This is a genomic window from Pseudonocardia autotrophica (genome assembly GCF_003945385.1).
Taxonomy (GTDB): Bacteria; Actinomycetota; Actinomycetes; order Mycobacteriales; family Pseudonocardiaceae; genus Pseudonocardia; species Pseudonocardia autotrophica.
On the sequence record NZ_AP018920.1, the window covers coordinates 2,789,071 to 2,805,219 of the forward strand.

At 76.0% G+C, this 16,149-nt stretch carries 11 protein-coding genes; 1 reads left to right on the plus strand and 10 read right to left on the minus strand.

Going from position 1 to position 16,149, the window contains the following annotated elements:
- Positions 1-48: 48 nt before the first annotated feature.
- The 10 genes from Pdca_RS13215 to Pdca_RS13260 all read right to left on the minus strand — a co-directional run bounded on the left by Pdca_RS13215 (position 49) and on the right by Pdca_RS13260 (position 14,634).
- Positions 49-2,217, minus strand: coding sequence for an AAA family ATPase (locus tag Pdca_RS13215; protein ID WP_085911404.1), 2,169 nt, complete (start codon positions 2,215-2,217; stop codon positions 49-51).
- Entirely contained in the window at positions 2,214-5,729 is a 3,516-nt protein-coding gene (locus tag Pdca_RS13220; protein ID WP_232021555.1) for a UvrD-helicase domain-containing protein, read from the minus strand. Before Pdca_RS13220 ends, Pdca_RS13215 begins: the two co-directional genes overlap by 4 nt.
- Complete coding sequence (gene recC / locus Pdca_RS13225) at positions 5,726-9,148, minus strand: exodeoxyribonuclease V subunit gamma (protein WP_166665944.1); 3,423 nt, start codon at positions 9,146-9,148, stop codon at positions 5,726-5,728. Before recC ends, Pdca_RS13220 begins: the two co-directional genes overlap by 4 nt.
- Positions 9,149-9,194: 46 nt before the next feature.
- Entirely contained in the window at positions 9,195-10,628 is a 1,434-nt protein-coding gene (locus tag Pdca_RS13230) for an SDR family oxidoreductase (RefSeq protein ID WP_085911407.1), read from the minus strand.
- A 16-nt stretch (positions 10,629-10,644) separates the two neighbouring features.
- A complete protein-coding gene (locus Pdca_RS13235) occupies positions 10,645-11,319 on the minus strand; it encodes a biliverdin-producing heme oxygenase (protein ID WP_085911408.1) in 675 nt (224 codons plus the stop codon).
- 90 nt (positions 11,320-11,409) lie between these two features.
- Entirely contained in the window at positions 11,410-12,018 is a 609-nt protein-coding gene (locus Pdca_RS13240) for a TetR/AcrR family transcriptional regulator (RefSeq protein ID WP_085911409.1), read from the minus strand.
- 73 nt (positions 12,019-12,091) lie between these two features.
- On the minus strand, positions 12,092-12,577 hold the full coding sequence (locus Pdca_RS13245; RefSeq protein WP_085911410.1) for a peroxiredoxin: 486 nt from the start codon (positions 12,575-12,577) through the stop codon (positions 12,092-12,094).
- Positions 12,532-12,948, minus strand: coding sequence for a hypothetical protein (locus Pdca_RS13250; RefSeq protein WP_125911383.1), 417 nt, complete (start codon positions 12,946-12,948; stop codon positions 12,532-12,534). The genes Pdca_RS13245 and Pdca_RS13250 overlap by 46 nt, the downstream gene beginning before the upstream one ends.
- Positions 12,938-14,161 (minus strand): PucR family transcriptional regulator, encoded by a 1,224-nt coding sequence (locus tag Pdca_RS13255; protein WP_085911412.1) that lies wholly within the window; start codon positions 14,159-14,161, stop codon positions 12,938-12,940. Before Pdca_RS13255 ends, Pdca_RS13250 begins: the two co-directional genes overlap by 11 nt.
- Positions 14,162-14,172: 11 nt before the next feature.
- Complete coding sequence (locus tag Pdca_RS13260) at positions 14,173-14,634, minus strand: GreA/GreB family elongation factor (RefSeq protein WP_085911413.1); 462 nt, start codon at positions 14,632-14,634, stop codon at positions 14,173-14,175.
- A gap of 193 nt (positions 14,635-14,827) precedes the next feature.
- Here Pdca_RS13260 and Pdca_RS13265 point away from each other — a divergent pair, with 193 nt between their 5' ends.
- Positions 14,828-16,102 (plus strand): NAD(P)/FAD-dependent oxidoreductase, encoded by a 1,275-nt coding sequence (locus Pdca_RS13265; protein WP_232021556.1) that lies wholly within the window; start codon positions 14,828-14,830, stop codon positions 16,100-16,102.
- Positions 16,103-16,149 lie beyond the last annotated feature (47 nt).

Below are 16,149 nucleotides of genomic sequence, written 5' to 3' on the forward strand. Positions count from 1 at the left end.
ACACCTGCTGCAACGGGTGTGAACCGGGGCGAAGGGGTGCGTAGTGCGTCAGGGGGTGGCGAGGCGCAGGCGCAGACCGCTCGCCCGGCCGGCGGGACGGGCGATCGCAGCCCGGACCGCGGCCTCGGTGCCGATGATCCGGACCGACTCCTTGGCCCGGGTGACCGCGGTGTAGAGCAGCTCGCGGGTCATCAGCGGGGAGTCGGCGGGCGGCAGGACGACGGTGACCCGGCGGAACTGGCTGCCCTGGCTGCGGTGCACGGTCATCGCGTAGACGGTGCCGACCCCGCCGAGGCGGGCCGGTTCGAACGCGGCGGGCCTGCCCTCGCGGACGAACACCGCCCGGTGCCCGTCCTCGGTCCGGACGACGACGCCGGTGTCCCCGTTGAACAGGCCGAGGTCGTAGTCGTTCGCGGTGACCAGCAGCGGCCGCCCGGGGAACCACGGGGCCTGCGCGTCGTAGCCGGGGCGGGCGGCGGACAGCCACCGCTCGATCTCCGCGGTCCAGCGCGCGACGCCGTACGGGCCGCGGCGGTGCCCGCACAGCAGCCGGTGATCGTCGAGCACCCGCAGCGCCTGCTCGACGTTGCCCTCCTCGGCGGCGCCGATCAGGTCGACGGCCGCCCCGACGACCTGCGAGCGCAGCGGGGTCAGCCCGTCGGCCCCGACCTCGGCCGGATCCACCGCGACGAACGACAGCTCGGCCGTCCCCCCGGCGAGCAGCGCCATCGCGGCGTCGCCGTCGCCGGACTGGACGGCCGAGGCGAACGCGGCGATCGCGCCGCTGAACCGCCAGTTGCGCTGCAACCGGACGACGCCGTTGCGCACCACGACCGGCTCACCCGCGACAGCGGAGGCCGTGGCCTCGGCACCGGAGGCATCGGCACCGGAGCCGTCGGCTCCGGAGGCGTCGGCACCGGAGTCACCGGCACCGGCCTCGGCGCTGGAGGCATCGGCCTCGGCACGGGCACTCGCACGGGAGGCCTCGGTCCCGGTACCGGAGGTTTCGGCTCCGGGATCGGGGGCACCAAGATCGCCGGTGCGACGGACCGGGCGTTCGGCCCGGAACGCGCCGCACGCCTCCAGCGCCTCCTGCAGCTCCGGTTCGGTCCGGCCGGATGCCTCGGCGAGATCCCCGAGCACGGCACCCGCCTCCACCGAGGCGAGCTGCTCCGGGTCGCCGACCAGCACCAGCCGGGCGTCCGGGCGTACCGCCTCCAGCAATCGCGCCATCATCGTCAGCGACACCATCGAGGTCTCGTCGACGACCACCACGTCGTGCGGCAGCCGGTTGCCGCGATGGTGCCGGAACCGGCCGGACGCGCCCCGCGAGCCGAGCAGCCGGTGCAGGGTGGAGGCCACCGTGCCCTCGACGGCTGACCGGTCGTCGGGAGGCATGTGGGTGACCGCCTCGGCGACCGACTGGGTGAGCCGGGCGGCGGCCTTCCCGGTCGGTGCGGCCAGCGCGACCCGCAACGGGGGGAGCCCCGGCCGGTCGGAGTGCAGGTCGTGCAGGACGCCGAGCAGGCGGGCGACGGTCGTCGTCTTGCCGGTGCCCGGGCCGCCCGCGATCACGCTGACCGGGCGCAGCGCGGCGACCGCGGCGGCCAGCCGTTGCCGTTCCGCGCCGGGATCGTCGAGCAGCCGGTCCAGCGCGGTGCGCAGCCGCTGTGGGTCCACCTGCGCGACCGGGCCGGAGCGGGCGACGAACTCGCGCCGCACCAGCTCCTCCTCCTGCCAGTACCGCTCCAGGTAGAGCAGGTCGCCGAGCAGCCGCAGCGGCCGACCGGCCGGGGCGGCGTCACCGTCGGCGACCAGCGGGCTGGCCGCGCAGGCGGCCCGCCACGTACCCGGCTCGGGCCACGGCAGCCCGGACACGTCGACGGTGATCTCGCCCTCGCCCGCGGTGGTCGACGCGACCGACCCGAGATCGACACAGACCGAGCCGTTGCGGATCGCGCGCACCGCCAGCGCCGCGGCGAGCACCACCGGCTCGGGCTCCGCCGCCGCCGGATCGGCGGCGCCGACCGGGTCACCGCGTCCGCCGAGCCCGGCCAGCCGGCGCGCCACGTGCACGTCGCCGGGGGCGAGGACGTCGGCCTCGTTGAACACGGCGAGCACTCCGGCCGCGGTGCGGGCGGCCCGCGGGCCGTACGGGTCCCGCTCGGGTACCGCCGTCGCTCCCGCCGTCAGTCCGGACGTCGCTCCGGTCGTCATGTGCGGGCTCCGTCCAGCAGCTCCGACAGGTCCTCGACCAGCGCGGCCGGTGGCCGCCAGGCGAACACCCCGCACGGCGCGGCCAGCGGGGGAACACCGGTCACCGGGGTCGCCGGCCCGCACATGCCGCGCAGGAACAGATAGCCGACACCGCCCAGATGGCTCTCCGGGTCGTAGTCCGGCAACCGCCAGCGCAGGAAACGGTGCAGCGCGACCGCGTAGAGCAGGGCCTGCAGCGGGTAGTGAGCGTCGCTCATGGCCTCGGCCATCCGGTCCGCGGTGTAGTGCGCCGCGGTGAGCGGCTCCCGCCCGCTCGGCCCCGCCGGGCCGAGCCAGTTCGTCTTGTAGTCGACGACCAGGTAGCGCCCGTCGACCCGCAGCACCGAGTCGATGCTGCCGGTCAGGTAACCGCGCAGCGGCTGCCCGGCCAGGTCGGGACCGTCGAGCCGGTCGGCGTAACCGTGCAGCGGGTCACCGGGCCCGATCCGGTTGCGGACGGCCGTGGCGAGCCCGGCGAGGGTGAGCAGGCCGGTCGGGGTGTCGCCGCCGCGCAGCGGCAGCTCGAAGTCGAGCTCGGAGAGCCGGTCGGCGGGGGCGAAGTCGGCGAGTGACCGGCCGGACGCGAGCGGGCCGAGCGGGGTGCGCAGCACCGGCACCAGCGCGTCGGCCAGTGCCTCGGGATCGACGTCGGCGGGCTGGCGGGTCAGCTCCGCGGTGACGTGGGCGACCAGCTCGGTGCGCAGCGCGTCGTCGCCTCGCGCGGCGACGGTCGTGTCGAGGTGTTCCAGGACGGCGTGCACCAGGGTGCCGAAGCCGGCGCCCATCGGCAGGTCCGCCATCGGCGACGGCACGGCGGCCGGATCGGGCCCCGGCTGCGGCCCGGTGGCCGCTGATCGCGCTCCGGCGGCCCCCGGCTGCGGCTCGGCAGCGCCCGATCGCGGCCCGGTGGTGACCGGCCCCGCGGGCCCACCGGCGGCCTCCGGCTCGTCGCGGATGCCCTCGACCTCGGGTTCGGTGAGCACCCCCGGCGTGCCCGCCGGTGCCTCGTCCGGTTCGTCGCCGAGCGGAATCCGGTGCGCGGCGTGCGCGGCCGCGGTGAGCGCGGTGTAGGACGTGCGCCGCCATGCCGTGTCCAGGCTGCGGCGGAACTCCGCGACCGCGGGCTGGTCGTCGTCCGGATCGGCGGGGCGGCGCACCGGCTCGCGATCGTGCAGGGTCTCCACGATCGCGCCGCTGCCGTCGAGCCGCTCCCGCAGGTACTGCAGAGCTACCGCGTCGCCGGGGACCTTCGCGGTGGTGGCCGGCTCGGCACCGGGCCCGCCGTGCCCGAGCAGGACCCGGTGCAGCGACGACGCCGCGGTGGTCGTCGCGGGCACCCACCAGGCGACGACCTGGCTGCACGCGCGGGTCAGGGCGACGTAGAGCAGCCGCAGGTCCTCGCCGGCCTCCTCGGCCTGGTGCAGCGCGGTGCGACCCGGCCGGTCCGGGCCGGTCGATCCGCCGACGTCGAGCAACCGCCGCGGCCCGCCACCGGGGGCGGTGTCGTGGTACAGGAGCGGGTCGGGGGTGTCGTTGACCCAGCGGTCCCAGGCGAACGGCAGGTAGACGACCGGGAACTCGAGGCCCTTCGACCGGTGCACGGTGACGATCTGGACGGCGTCGGCGTCGGACTCGAGGCGCCTGCTGCGCTCGGCGGAGGTGTCCCGGGCGGCCTCGCCGATCCGGTGCCGCAGCCACTCGGTGAGGGCGGTCGGGCCGAGATGGCGCTCCAGCGCGGCCGAGTGCACGACCTGCCCGACGTGCCGCAGGTCGGTGAGGTCGCGCTCGCCGTCCGGCCGGGACAGCAGCCGCCGGGCCGGGGCGTACCGGGCGAAAACCGCCTCGGCCAGCGCGGCGACCCCGCGCTCGGCGAGCACCGTGTGCCAGCCGCGCAGGTCGGCACCGAGCGCGTCGACCAGCCGGTCGGCGTCGGGCCCGCAGAGATCGGCGACGGTGTGCCCGACGAACCGGGTCAGCGCCGCCGCCCGCAGCCGCAATGTCCGCTGCGGCTGCTCGACGGCCTCCAGCAGGGTGAGCCAGTCCAGCGCGGCCGGGGTGGTGAACACGCTGGTGCTGCCGGTCAGCACCGCGGGGACACCGGCCTGCGCGCAGGCGTCGCGGACCAGGACACCCTGCGCGTTCGTCCGGACCAGGACGGCGACCTGACCGGGGCGCAGCGGCTCGCCGTCGTAGGTCGCCGAGCCGGCGAGCAGCTCCGACAGGTCGGCGGCGACGTCGCGGGCCACGACCCTCCGTGCGCCGGGGGCCCGGCCCAGCTGCCGGCCGGTGAGATCGAGCCGGTCCCGGTCGACCAGGCGCAGCCGCAGCGGCGCGTCCCGCGGGGCGGTGAGCCTGCTCGTCGTGTGGTGCGCGTCGACCGGGTGCACGACGATCTCCGGGTCGCCCAGCGTGGCCTCGCCGAACACCCGCTCCAGGGCGCCGAGCAACGCCCGGTCGCTGCGCCGGTTGGTGGACAGCGTGCGCCGCTCGGTCGCGGCAGCCCTGGCCTGCAGGTAGCTGTGCACGTCGGCCCCGCGGAACGCGTAGATCGCCTGCTTGGGATCGCCGATCAGTACCAGCGTCGTGCCGGGCGCCGAGTGGAAGGCCAGCGACAGGATCTCCCACTGCAGCGGATCGGTGTCCTGGAACTCGTCCACCAGGACCACCGAGAAGCGCGACCGCAGCCGCTCCCGGGCCGCCGGACCGCGCAGCGGGTCGCGCAGCGCCTGGGCCAGCCGGGTCAGCATGTCGTCGTAGCTGTAGATCCGCAGCCGCCGCTTGCGGGCGTCGACCTCGCGCCGCACGGCGGTGGCGAAGCCGTGCCGCACCGCCGCGACGGAGCGTGGATCGGCGTCGCGGGGCTCCAGCTCGGCCTGCGGGTCGGCGACCGCGCGGCGGGCCAGCGCGAGTGCCTCGGCGCGGGTGAAGGCGGGCCGCCCGGCATCCGGGTTTGCGTACTTGCGGACGTAGAAGTCGTCGACGACCTCGGTGACGACGTCGTCGACGTGCTCGACGAACTCGGCCTCCGGATCGTTGTCGCCGGCCACCCCGAGCCCGGCCAGCATCTGCATGCAGAACTGGTGGGTGGTGGCGATCGTGGCCGCGTCGAACGACGCCGACGCCTCCGCCAGCCGGGCCCGCCGCCGCTCGACGTCGGCCGGGTCGCCCGCGGCGAGCAGCGCGACTACCGGATCGGTGTCCGGCACGGCCGCACCGGCGAGCACCGCGGCGAGCGCCCGCTCGGTGCCGACCAGCCGCTCCCGGACCCGTTCCCGCAGCTCCTGGGTGGCGTCGCGGCCGAAGGTGACCAGCATCAGCCGGTCCAGCCCGGCGATCCCCTCGGCCACGTAGCGGGTGGCCAGCGCGGCGATCGTGTAGGTCTTCCCGGTCCCGGCGCTGGCCTCCAGCACGACGGTGCCCTCGGGCAGCGGCCCGTCGACGGAGAAGGTCGGGGCGGAGAGAACGGCGGTCACGGCGCGTCCTGCCTCTCGTGGTCGAGCAGCGGTGCCCACAACCGGGTCGCGAGCGCGCCGAACCGGGTCGGCTCGGCGGCGTCACCGGGCTCCTCGCGGACCAGCAGCGGGGCACCGGGGCCGCGGACGAAGGCGTGCGCGGCATCGTCGCGCTCGAACCGGGACCACTCGGCGTCGGCCGCGGCCAGCGCGTTCGCCGGGACCACCCCGCGGGACCGGTTGCGGGCGTACACGGCGGCCGCGTCGGTCGGCAGCGGCAGCGGCTCGCGCAGCCCGTCCCGGCGCAACGACACCAGATCGGCCAGCACCTGACGTGCCCGCGCCGGATCGACCGGCCCGAGTGTGGACCGGGCCGGCCCGCCGCTGCCCCGGCCGATGGTCACGGCCGTCCAACGGCGGCCGGGGTGCGCGGCGGTCAGCGCCAGCAGCTGCACCCACGCCCGGAGCCGCTGCTTGGCCTTGAGCCGCGAGTACTCCACCCGCACGACGACGTCGCCGTGCAGCCCGGGAACGGTGCCGGTCACGGTGGCCCCGTCCAGCTCCGCCACCAGGTCCTGGGACCCCGGCGCGCCGGTGCGGACCGCGGTGGCCAACGCGACCAGCGGCTCCACCCGCCCGCCGACGTCGGTCAGCACCCGGCGCCCGATCCCGCCCGGCGGCAGATCGCCGCGCAGCGTCTCGGCCCGGGCGACGGCCTGCGGCGGGGCCCCGGCGACCCGGTCGGCGAGCAGCCGGTCCCCGATCCGCCAGGTGCCCAGACCGTCGAGCTCGACCGGCAGCGCGTCGTCGGGTTCGGCGTTCTCCTGCGGTGGCAGCACCCGCACCCGCTGCCGCAGGAACGCCCGCACCGGGTGCTCGACGAAGGCGATCAGATCGTCGAGCTCGACCGGGTCGTCCGGGCTCTCCGGGGCCGGCAGCGGCGCCGGCGGGAACAGCGGCACCGCCGCTCGCGGGCCGGCGGCCATCTCGGCCCCGGCCAGCGCCGCCCGGTCGAAGCTGAACGGCCCGTCGGCGAGCAGCTCACCGGGCCGGAAGTTCCGCCGGTCGAACGGCTGCAACGGGTGCCGGGCGCGCAGCGCCTCGGACGCCCGCCCCACCGGGACCTGCACGCAGGCGTCGATCGCGTCGCACAGCTCTCCGACCGGCACCGACGGCGGCCGGTCCGCGCCGGTCCGCTCGTCGGCCCCGGAGCTGACCACCACCAGGTGCCGGGTGGCCGAGCAGATCGCGTCGAGCAGCAGCTGGCGGTCCTCGCCGCGCGGGTCCCGCTCGCCGACCACCGGATGGCGGGCGAGCACGTCGTCACCGTCCGGGGCGCCCGCCCGGGGGAACACCCCGTCGTCGCAGCCGAGCAGGCAGACCACCCGGTGCGGGACGGCGCGCATCGGGACCAGGGTGGCGACGGTGAGCGTGCCGGTGCGGAAGTTCGCCCGGCTCGGCCTGCCGCGCAACCGCTCCGCGAGCAGGCCGCGGACGTCGGGAAGGTCGAGATCGACGCGCCCGGCCTGCGGGCCCGCCGACTGCAGCACGTCGGCCAGCTCGGCCCGGGCCTGCCCGGCCTGCCAGGCGTCGGCGGGAGTGGTGTCGGTCAGCGCGGACAGGCCCTCGGTGAGTGCGGCGACCCAGTCCGACAGCGGCTGCGGCCCGCGCAGCGCGGCGAGCACGGTCGCCAGCCGGTCGACGATCTCGGCCAGCCTGCCGACCAGGTCGACATCGGAGGAGTCGACCTCGTCGAGCGGCAGCGCGCTGCCCAGCCAGGCCGGTGCGCCGGGTGTCTCGGCCATCGCGACGCCGAGGAGCAGCCGGTCCAGCCCGGACCGCCAGGTGTTCTGCTCCACCCCGTCGAGCCGGTAGGGGGCGCGGTGCGCGGCGTCGAGCCCCCAGCGCACCCCGGCGGCGGTGACCAGCTCGGAGATCCGCTCCAGCGCGTCGTCGTCGAGCCGGAAGCGGCGACGGACCGGGCCGGATGCGATCAGGTCGAGCACCTGGGACGCCGTCAGCCGGGACCCGGCGAGCTCCAGCAGGGTCGACACCGTGCCCAGCAGCGGATTGGCCTGGCGCAGTGCCCGGTCGGCCAGCCGCACCCGCAGCAGGTGCCCGGGATGCAGCTCCTCGCGGGACGGGCCGGTGCCCTCGCCGCCCGGCTCCGGGGCCAACCCGAACGAGGCGGTGATCAGCGGTGCGAAGACCTCGATGTCCGGGCACATCACGATGATGTCGCGCGGTTCGAGCTCCGGATCGGCGGCCAGCAGCCCGAGCAGGACCTCACGCAGCACCTCGACCTGCCGGTCCGGGCCGTGACAGGAGTGCAGCACGATGCTGCGGTCACCGGTGTCGAGCAGCGGGCGCTCGGCGGGCGGTGCCGGCGGCGTGTCGTCGCGCAGCGCGACCTGCACCCGCTGCAGCAGGGTCTCCGGCCCGGTCGGCCCGGTGGCGGGGTGGTGGGTGTCGGTGACGCCCGGCCCGGCCGCGGGCAGCCGCAGCGCCAGCTCCCGGACGTCACGGCCCAGCGAGCGCAGCAACGGGTTGCGGACCAGCGCGGCGCTGCCGTCGGCGGCGCGCGCGGGGGGTTCGGCGGGGCGGCCGGTGCGGACCGCCTCCCACATCACGGGGGAGGGGTGCGGCAGCCACAGGTGCACGTCGCGGTGCACCGACAGCGCCTCCAGCACGGCGAGGTGCTCGGCGGCGAGCCGGGTCGGCCCGAACAGCGAGATCCGCCCGGGCAGCTCCCCGGGATCGGTCCCGTCGCGCAGCGCGGCCACCGCGTCGGCGAGCCGCTCCGCCGGCCCGGGCACACCCAGACCGGACCGCAGCCGCCGCCACAGCTCCGGCTGCCAGGCCAGGTCCGGCGGGACGGCGTCGTCGCCGAGGGCCCAGGACCGCAGCAGCGCGGGCCGGTGCGTCGCGTACGAGCCGAACAACCCGGCCAGTGCCCTGGCCAGCGCGTAGCGGCGACCGTGCCCGCCCCGTTCCAGATGCGCGGCCAGACCGGCGAACCGACCGTCGCCGGAGGCGACGGCCGTGTCGATCAGCTCGAGCAGCGGCCACACCGCACGACCCGGCGCCCACGGATCGCTGTCCGCCGTGCCGGCGGCGGTGTCGGTGCTGACAGTGCTGCCGGTGCCGGCAGCGTTGCCGGCAGTGCTGCCGGTGAGGGTCGCGGTGACCGACTCGACGACCTCGCCGAGCAGCGTGGCCGGGGACGGGAACCGCACGTTGGCGCAGATCCCGCCGCTGCCGTCGCCCGCGCCGAGCCGGTGCGAGAGCCGCTGCGCCAGCCACCGCTCCACCCCGCGCTCGGGGACCGCGACGATCTCGGGCTCGAACGGATCGGCACCGCCGGGTGCGGGATCGGCGAGCAGCCCGGCCAGCGCCTCGACGAGGGTGTCCGCGCGTTCGGACCGATGCAGCTCCAGCACGCCCGGCACGTTATCGGCGAGCACCGACAGCGAACGCGCGGCCTCCTCACCAGCGGGACACGCCGTAGTCCTTCAGGAACACGCCGTAGAACTCCTCGCCGCGCTCACCGGCGACGATCGGGTGATACACCCGGGCGGCGCCGTCGGAGAGGTCCAGCGGGGCGTGGAAGCCCTCCTCGGCCAGCCGCATCCGCATCGGGTGCGGCCGCTCGTCGGTGATCCATCCGGTGTCCACCGAGGTCATCAGGATCCGGTCGGTCGTGAACATCTCCTCGGCGCTGGTCCGGGTCAGCATGTTCAGCGCGGCCTTCGCCATGTTCGTGTGCGGATGCCCCGGGCCCTTGTAGCCGCGGCCGAACACCCCTTCCATCGCGGACACGTTCACCACGTACTTGCGGTGCGGCCCGGCCGCCGCCATCGCCGGGCGCAGCCGTGAGACCAGCACGAACGGCGCCGTCTGGTTGCACAGCTGCACCTCGAGCAGCTCGATCGGGTCGACGTGCTGGACGTGGTCGACCCAGCTGTTGACGGCGGCGGTGTCGGGCAGCAGCCCGCCGGCGTCCACCGCGGTGCCGTCCGCGATCCGCTCCGGTGACGCCGACCGGGCGGTGACGGCGAGCGCCGCCAGGTCCGCCCCGGGCACCGCTCCGGCGAGCAGCGCCGGGTGCTCGCGCGCCGCGCTGGTGAACGACAGGATCTCCGGCAGCTCGCCGGCCGGCAGCGGCTCGGATTCGGCGGCCTCGATCGCGGCGTAGGAGCCGGGGGAGCGGCGCACCGTCTGGGCCGCGTTGTTGACCAGGATGTCCAGCGGTCCGGCGGCGGCGACCTCGTCGGCCAGCGCGACCACCTGACCGGGATCGCGCAGGTCCACCCCGACCACACGCAGCCGGTGCAGCCACTCGGGGCTGTCGTCCAGCGCGGCGAACCGGCGCGCCGCGTCCCGCGGGAACCGGGTGGTGATGGTGAGGTGCGCGCCGTCGCGGAGCAGCCGCAGCGCGATGTACATGCCGATCTTGGCGCGGCCGCCGGTGAGCAGCGCCCGGCGGCCGGTGAGGTCGGTGCGGGCGTCGCGGTGCGCGTGGTGCGCGGCCGCGCACTTCGGGCAGAGCTGGTGGTAGAAGGCGTCGACGACGGTGAACCGGGTCTTGCAGGTGTAGCAGCCGCGGGCCCGGTGCAGCACGCCCGCGGTCGCGCCGCGGGCCGAGGAGACCAGCGGGATGCCCGCCGTCTCGTCGTCGGTCCGCCCGTCGGCGCCGGTCGCGGTCGCCGCGGTGACCGCGGCGTCGGACGCCCGTTCCTGCTCCCGCTTCTCGGCCCGCCGGCGCATCCGCACCGACTTCCAGATCCCGGCGGTCGCCCGGCGGACGCGGATCGCGTCCGGATGCTCGGGCGGGAGCTCGTCGACCTGCGCGAGGACCTTCAGCGCGGTGGCGAGCTCGCCGGGGTCGATACCGTCGAGATCGTCGACACCGCTACGCACGCCTCCAGTCTAGGAGTCACGATGCGAGCGGCTGCTCCAGCCCGACCTCCTCGGCCATCTCGGAGAGCACCGCGATGTTCAGCCGGAACCCGAGCACCGCCTCGGCGGCCACCCGGGAGCGGGCCGCGGCGTCCCAGCCGGTCGCGTCGAGCAGCTCGCGGTAGCGCGCCCGGAACCGCGGCGGGGCACCGAGCGAGGTGAAGTCGTAGAACCGAACGCCGTCGCCGGACAGGCCGTAGGTGCGCTGCAGCAGCTTCCCGATCACCTGACCGCCGGACAGGTCACCCAGGTAGCGGATGTAGTGGTGGGCGACGAACCGCTCCGGGTCGGTCGCCGCGGTGTGCAGCCGCTCCACGTAGCGGGTGGTGGCGGGCAGGATCCGCGGGACGCCGCTGCCCAGCGCGTCCAGATCGTCGTGCAGGGCGGGCAGCCGGCGCAGGTCGTCGATCACGAACGGGCCGGCGACCGGGTGATCGGCCATCGCGTCGGACGCGGCCTCCAGGGCGGCGTAGATCGCGCCGTACTGCTCGGCGAGCAGGGTGTAGGCGTCGAGCGGGAGCCCGCCGTCGAGCAGCGCCGCCATGTAGGTGGAGCGGTGTGCCTCTTCGTGGACCTCGAAGGTCGCCTGCCGCAGCTCTGCGGAGAGTGTCGTGTCGGCCGGCGTGCCGGAGATCGGGGTCGTGGCGCTCATCGGCCCTCCCGTACAGCGGAGCGTCACGGCGCCGGATCTGACACCGTGTCAGATCACGATGCTAAGGGCTGAATCCCGGTAAGGCTAGCCTCAGCCGAGGGGGACCGTCGAGGGAGCGACCATCCGCAGCACCGCGCGCACCGCCGTCTCGACGGTCTCGTCGAGCTCGGCGGCGGGCACCTCGACGATCTTCCGGCTGGACAGCGCGGCCGAGACCAGCCCGGCCAGCACCGCCGGATCGTCGCCGGACAGTGAGCCGTCGAGCGCGCCGTCGGTGAGGATCGCGGTCAGCCGGTCACCGATCGGGTCGGCGTGCGCGGCGATCCGGCGGTACGCCTGCGGGTCCAGCGCGCCGGCCAGCGCCTGACCGGGCGGCAGGTGGAACTCGGCGAGCCGGCGCAGCTGGATCCGGGCGAAGATCGCGAGCCGCTCGGCGGGGGACCGGGCGCCGGCCAGCGCGGCGTCGAGATCGGCGACGTAACGGGCCGCCTCGGCCTCGACGAACGCGACCAGCAGCGCCTGTCGGTCCGGGAAATGGTTGTACATCGCCGATCGGCCGACGCCGGCGGCCGCGGCGACGCCGGAGAGGGTCACCGACTCGAAGCCGCGACCGTAGAGCTGCTCGCGCAGCGCACCGAACACGCGCTCGCGCACCTGCTCGCGATGCGTCGCGAGCGAACCCCCGATCACCTTCGGCACGCGGGCCAGTCTAGGCCCGCGTGCCGGTGACCGGGTGGGAACAGCGCTGGATCAGCGCTGGATCAGAGCCGGATCAGAGCTGCTTGAGCACCGATTCGACGCCGGAGACGTCGACCGAGGACGGGACGTCCTCGACGCCGATCCACTGCACCACGCCGTCCTTGACGATCGCGGCGTAGCGCTTCGAGCGGGTGCCCAGGCCGAACTTCGAGCCGTCCATGTCCAGGCCGGCGGCGGTGGCGAACTCGGCGTTGCCGTCGGCCAGCATCAGCACGGAATCGCCGACGTTGCGGGCCTCCGCCCAGGCACCGAGCACGAACGCGTCGTTGGCGGCGGTGCAGGCGACGGTGTCGACGCCCTTCTGCTTCAGCTCGTCGGCCCGCAGCACGAAGCCGGGCAGGTGGGTGTCGGAACAGGCCGGGGTGAAGGCCCCGGGCACGCCGAACAGCACGACGGTGCCGCTGCCCAGCGCGGTCGCGCTCTGCACCGGCTTCGGGCCGTCGGCGGTCGGGGTCATGAGCTGGACGTCGGGGACGGTGTCCCCTGCGGCGAGTGCCACGGATCCTCCTGTGGATCGGCGATCGGATCGGTACCGACACTAGTGCCCGGCCCGCGCCACAGCAGTGCCCCGGCCAGACCGCAGGCCCCGGCCTCGGCGTGGGTCAGCGGGCGGGCCGGGTCCGGGTGCAGCGTCTGCGCGACGACGACCGCGGCCAGCCGGCGCGGGTCCGGGTCCGGCACCCGGTGCCGGGCCCCGGCCGGGCCGACCCAGCCGGCGTCCCCGGCCCAGCCCGCGGCGACCCCGGCGCCCGGTCCGCCCGGCCGGCGGGCGCGCAGCCGCCGCTGCGGGCCGGTGCCCTCGACGACACAGTCCAGCCCGGCGCGCCGGACGATCGAGGCCACCAGCTCCAGGTCCGGCTCAGCCCGCATCGCCGGGCGGGAGGTCACGGTCCGGCCAGCCGAGCAGCCGGGCGCCGAGCACGGCGGCGTGCAGCGTGAAGCGCTGCCCCGGGTCGGTCGGGTCGTGGCCGGTCAGCTCCGCGATCCGCTCCAGCCGGTAGGAGACGGCGCGCACCGACAGGTGCAGCCGGCGGGCGGTCCCGGCGACCACGCAGCCGGTGGCGAAGAAGGCCTCCAGGGTCTCCAGCAGCGGCGCGGCGCCGCCGCGGGCCCGTGCCAGCGGTACGGCGACGGTCTGCACCAGGTCGGTGATGGCCGGCTGGTCCCGCAGCAGCACCCGGTAGACCAGCATGTCCTCGGCCCGCAGCACCGGCGCCGGCAGCCGCAGCCGGCCCGCCGTGGTCAGTGCCTCCCTGGCCTCCTCGTAGGAGCGGGCGATCCCGTAGGACCCGGGGTGCGCGCGGCCCACCGCCACCCGCCAGCCGGCGCCGCGCCCGGTGCGGGTCAGCTCGCCGTGCAGCAGGCCGCCGAGCTCACCCGCGCCGGTGCCGGCCGGGGCGATGACGACGATCCGGCCGTCCTTGGTGGCGACCAGCACGTCCCGGTCGCCGACCCCGCGCACGACGGCGCGTTCCAGGGCGGCCGGTACGGAGTCCACCCGGGCCGGGCGGCCGTCCGGCGCGGCCAGCGCGACCTGGTGCGGCCGGCCCAGATCCATCCCGAACGGCTCGGCCCGCGCGACCAGCCCGCCGGCGTCGCCGTCGCCACGCAGCAGGTCCTCGATCAGCTCACGGCGCAGTGTCTCCTCGTGGCGCACCAGGTCCCGGCGGGCCGCGGTGTAGCCGTCGGCTAGCCCGGCCACCGCCAGGTCCACCGCCCGCATGACCGCCTCCGCGGCGTTCGCGGTGGTCCCGGCGTCCCGGAAGTGCGCGGTCGGCGGGAGCTCCCGCCACAGCCGCCAGGCGGCCGACAGGTACAGCTGCACCGCGTTCCCCGCGCTGACCCCCAGTTCGGCGGCCCGGCCGCCGTTGCGTCGCACCGCGTCGAGCTCGGAGTCCGAGGGCAGCCTGCCGGATGCCGCGGCGTCGGCCAGCACCCGCAGGAAGTCACCGAGCAGCTCGGGTGGGACACCGCCCGCCCCGCGCCCGGCCTCGTCGGCGACCCGGCGCAGCCAGACGTCCGACACCGGTGCGCCCGGCTGCCGGATCCCGTTGCGCCCCTCGGTCCGTTCGGTCTCGTACACGGTGTGTCGGTTCAGTGCTCGAAGGGCACGGCGCGGAGCAGCGTGCACTCGGCCCAGCCGCCGTCGGGGAGCTGGTACCGGACGGCGTCGCCCTGGTGCGCGCCGTGCAGCGCGCGACCGAGCGGCGAGTCCGGCGAGCAGATCATGGTCCCGTCGGGACGGATCCGGTTCTCGTCGTGCGAGAGCAGGAAGGTCTCGGTCTCGCCGTCGTCGTAGCGCACGGTGACCGCCATGCCGGGCTCGGCGACGCCGTCGTCCGGTGGCTGGTCGCCGACCACCGGATCGCGCAGCAGCTCCTGCAGCCGCCGGATCCGCTGCTCGCGGTCGCGCTCCTCGGCACCCGGTCCGTCCGGGCTGTCGTGCTCGCGGCCGTCGGCCGGGGCCACCGCCTCCCGCTGCTGCAGCAGCGACTGCAGCTCGGCACGCAGCTCCTGGTGGCTTCGCTCGGTCAGCCAGACCCGGGTCACGCTCATCGTCCACTCCTCGTACGCCGGGGTGCGGCGATGTGCCGGACTCCCCGCAAGCAGAACTACCACGAGCTGCGGGAAAGGGCCTCCCCGTTGCCGGACTCCGGCAGTCTCGGAGACCCGGACGTTGCCCGGGACGACCGTGACGGGACGCCCCCGGCGGCACGCAGACTCGAGCCGCGATCATGGAGGAGGGGCAGTGACGGACAGCGGACGGACTCCGGCGCCACACCGGGTCGCGGTGGTGGGTGCCGGAATGATCGGCCTGTCGGCGGCGTGGTTCCTGCGGCGTGACGGGATCGACGTGGAGGTGTTCGAGGCGCGCACCGCCGGATCGGGCGCCTCCTGGGGCAATGCGGGCTGGCTGGCCCCGGCCCTGACCACCCCGTTGCCGGGCCCCGCGGTGCTGCGCACCGGGATCCGGGCCGTGTTCGATCCGTCGTCACCGGTCTACGTGCCGCCGCGGGCGGATCCGCGGCTGTGGCGCTTCCTCGCCGGGTTCGTCCGGAACAGCACCTCGGCCCGGCGCAGGCGGGGGATGGCGGCCTACCGCGCCGTCAACGAGCTGGCGCTGGACGCATTCGACGAGGTCGCCGCCGGCGGTGCCGATCTCGCGATGCGCCCGGCCGGGGACTTCCTGGTCTGCTTCGACGAGCTCGCCGCGCGCGGTGAGCTGGTCGCGGAGCTGGCGACGATGGCCGAGACCGGTCAGAAGGTCGGCTACGACCTCCTCGACGGTGACGAGGCCCGGTCCCGGGCCCCGATGCTCTCCGGCCGGGTGGCCGGCGCGATCGCCCTGCACGACCAGCGTTTCGTGGACCCGCCCCGGTGCCTGGCCGGCCTGGCCGGCGCGGTGACCTCCGGCGGTGCGCTGCTGCGCGAGGGCGCCGCCGTCACCGGTGTGCAGGACGCCGGCGACGGCGGGGTCACGGTCCGCTGGACCCAGGAGGGCCGGGCCGACGAGTCCCGGTTCGACGCGGTCGTGCTGGCCACCGGCGCGACCGGCAGCGAGCTGGCCCGGCCGTTCGGCGTGCGGACCCCGGTGCAGGCCGGGCGCGGATACAGCTTCTCCGTGCCGGTGGCCGAGCTGCCCGCGGGACCGGTGTACCTCCCGGCCCAGCGGGTGGCGATGACGCCGCTGGGGGACCGGCTGCGGATCGCCGGGATGATGGAGTTCCGTGCACCGCAGGAGCCGCTCGACCCGCGCCGGATCGCCGCGATCACCCGCGCGGTGCAGCCGCTGCTGCAGGGGGCCGATCTCACCGACCGGGCCGACGAGTGGGTCGGGTCCCGGCCGTGCACCCCGGACGGGCTGCCACTGATCGGTCCGACCCGTTCACCGCGGGTGTTCGTCGCGGGCGGGCTGGGGATGTGGGGCATGGTGCTGGGCCCGCTCACCGGCCGGCTGGTGGCCCGCAACGTCGTGACCGGGCAGGTCCCCGGCGAGCTGCGGCCGTTCGCCCCGACCCGCTGAGGCCGGCTCCGCGGGGTCGCCCCCGCGGAGCCGGCACCCCGGTCACG

Coding starts and splice junctions, on each gene's coding strand:
- Pdca_RS13215 (WP_085911404.1), bottom strand. CDS start 2,217: ATGACGACCGGAGCGACGTCCGGACTGACGGCGGGAGCGACGGCGGTA.
- Pdca_RS13235 (WP_085911408.1), bottom strand. CDS start 11,319: ATGAGCGCCACGACCCCGATCTCCGGCACGCCGGCCGACACGACACTC.
- Pdca_RS13250 (WP_125911383.1), bottom strand. CDS start 12,948: ATGCGGGCTGAGCCGGACCTGGAGCTGGTGGCCTCGATCGTCCGGCGC.
- Pdca_RS13260 (WP_085911413.1), bottom strand. CDS start 14,634: ATGAGCGTGACCCGGGTCTGGCTGACCGAGCGAAGCCACCAGGAGCTG.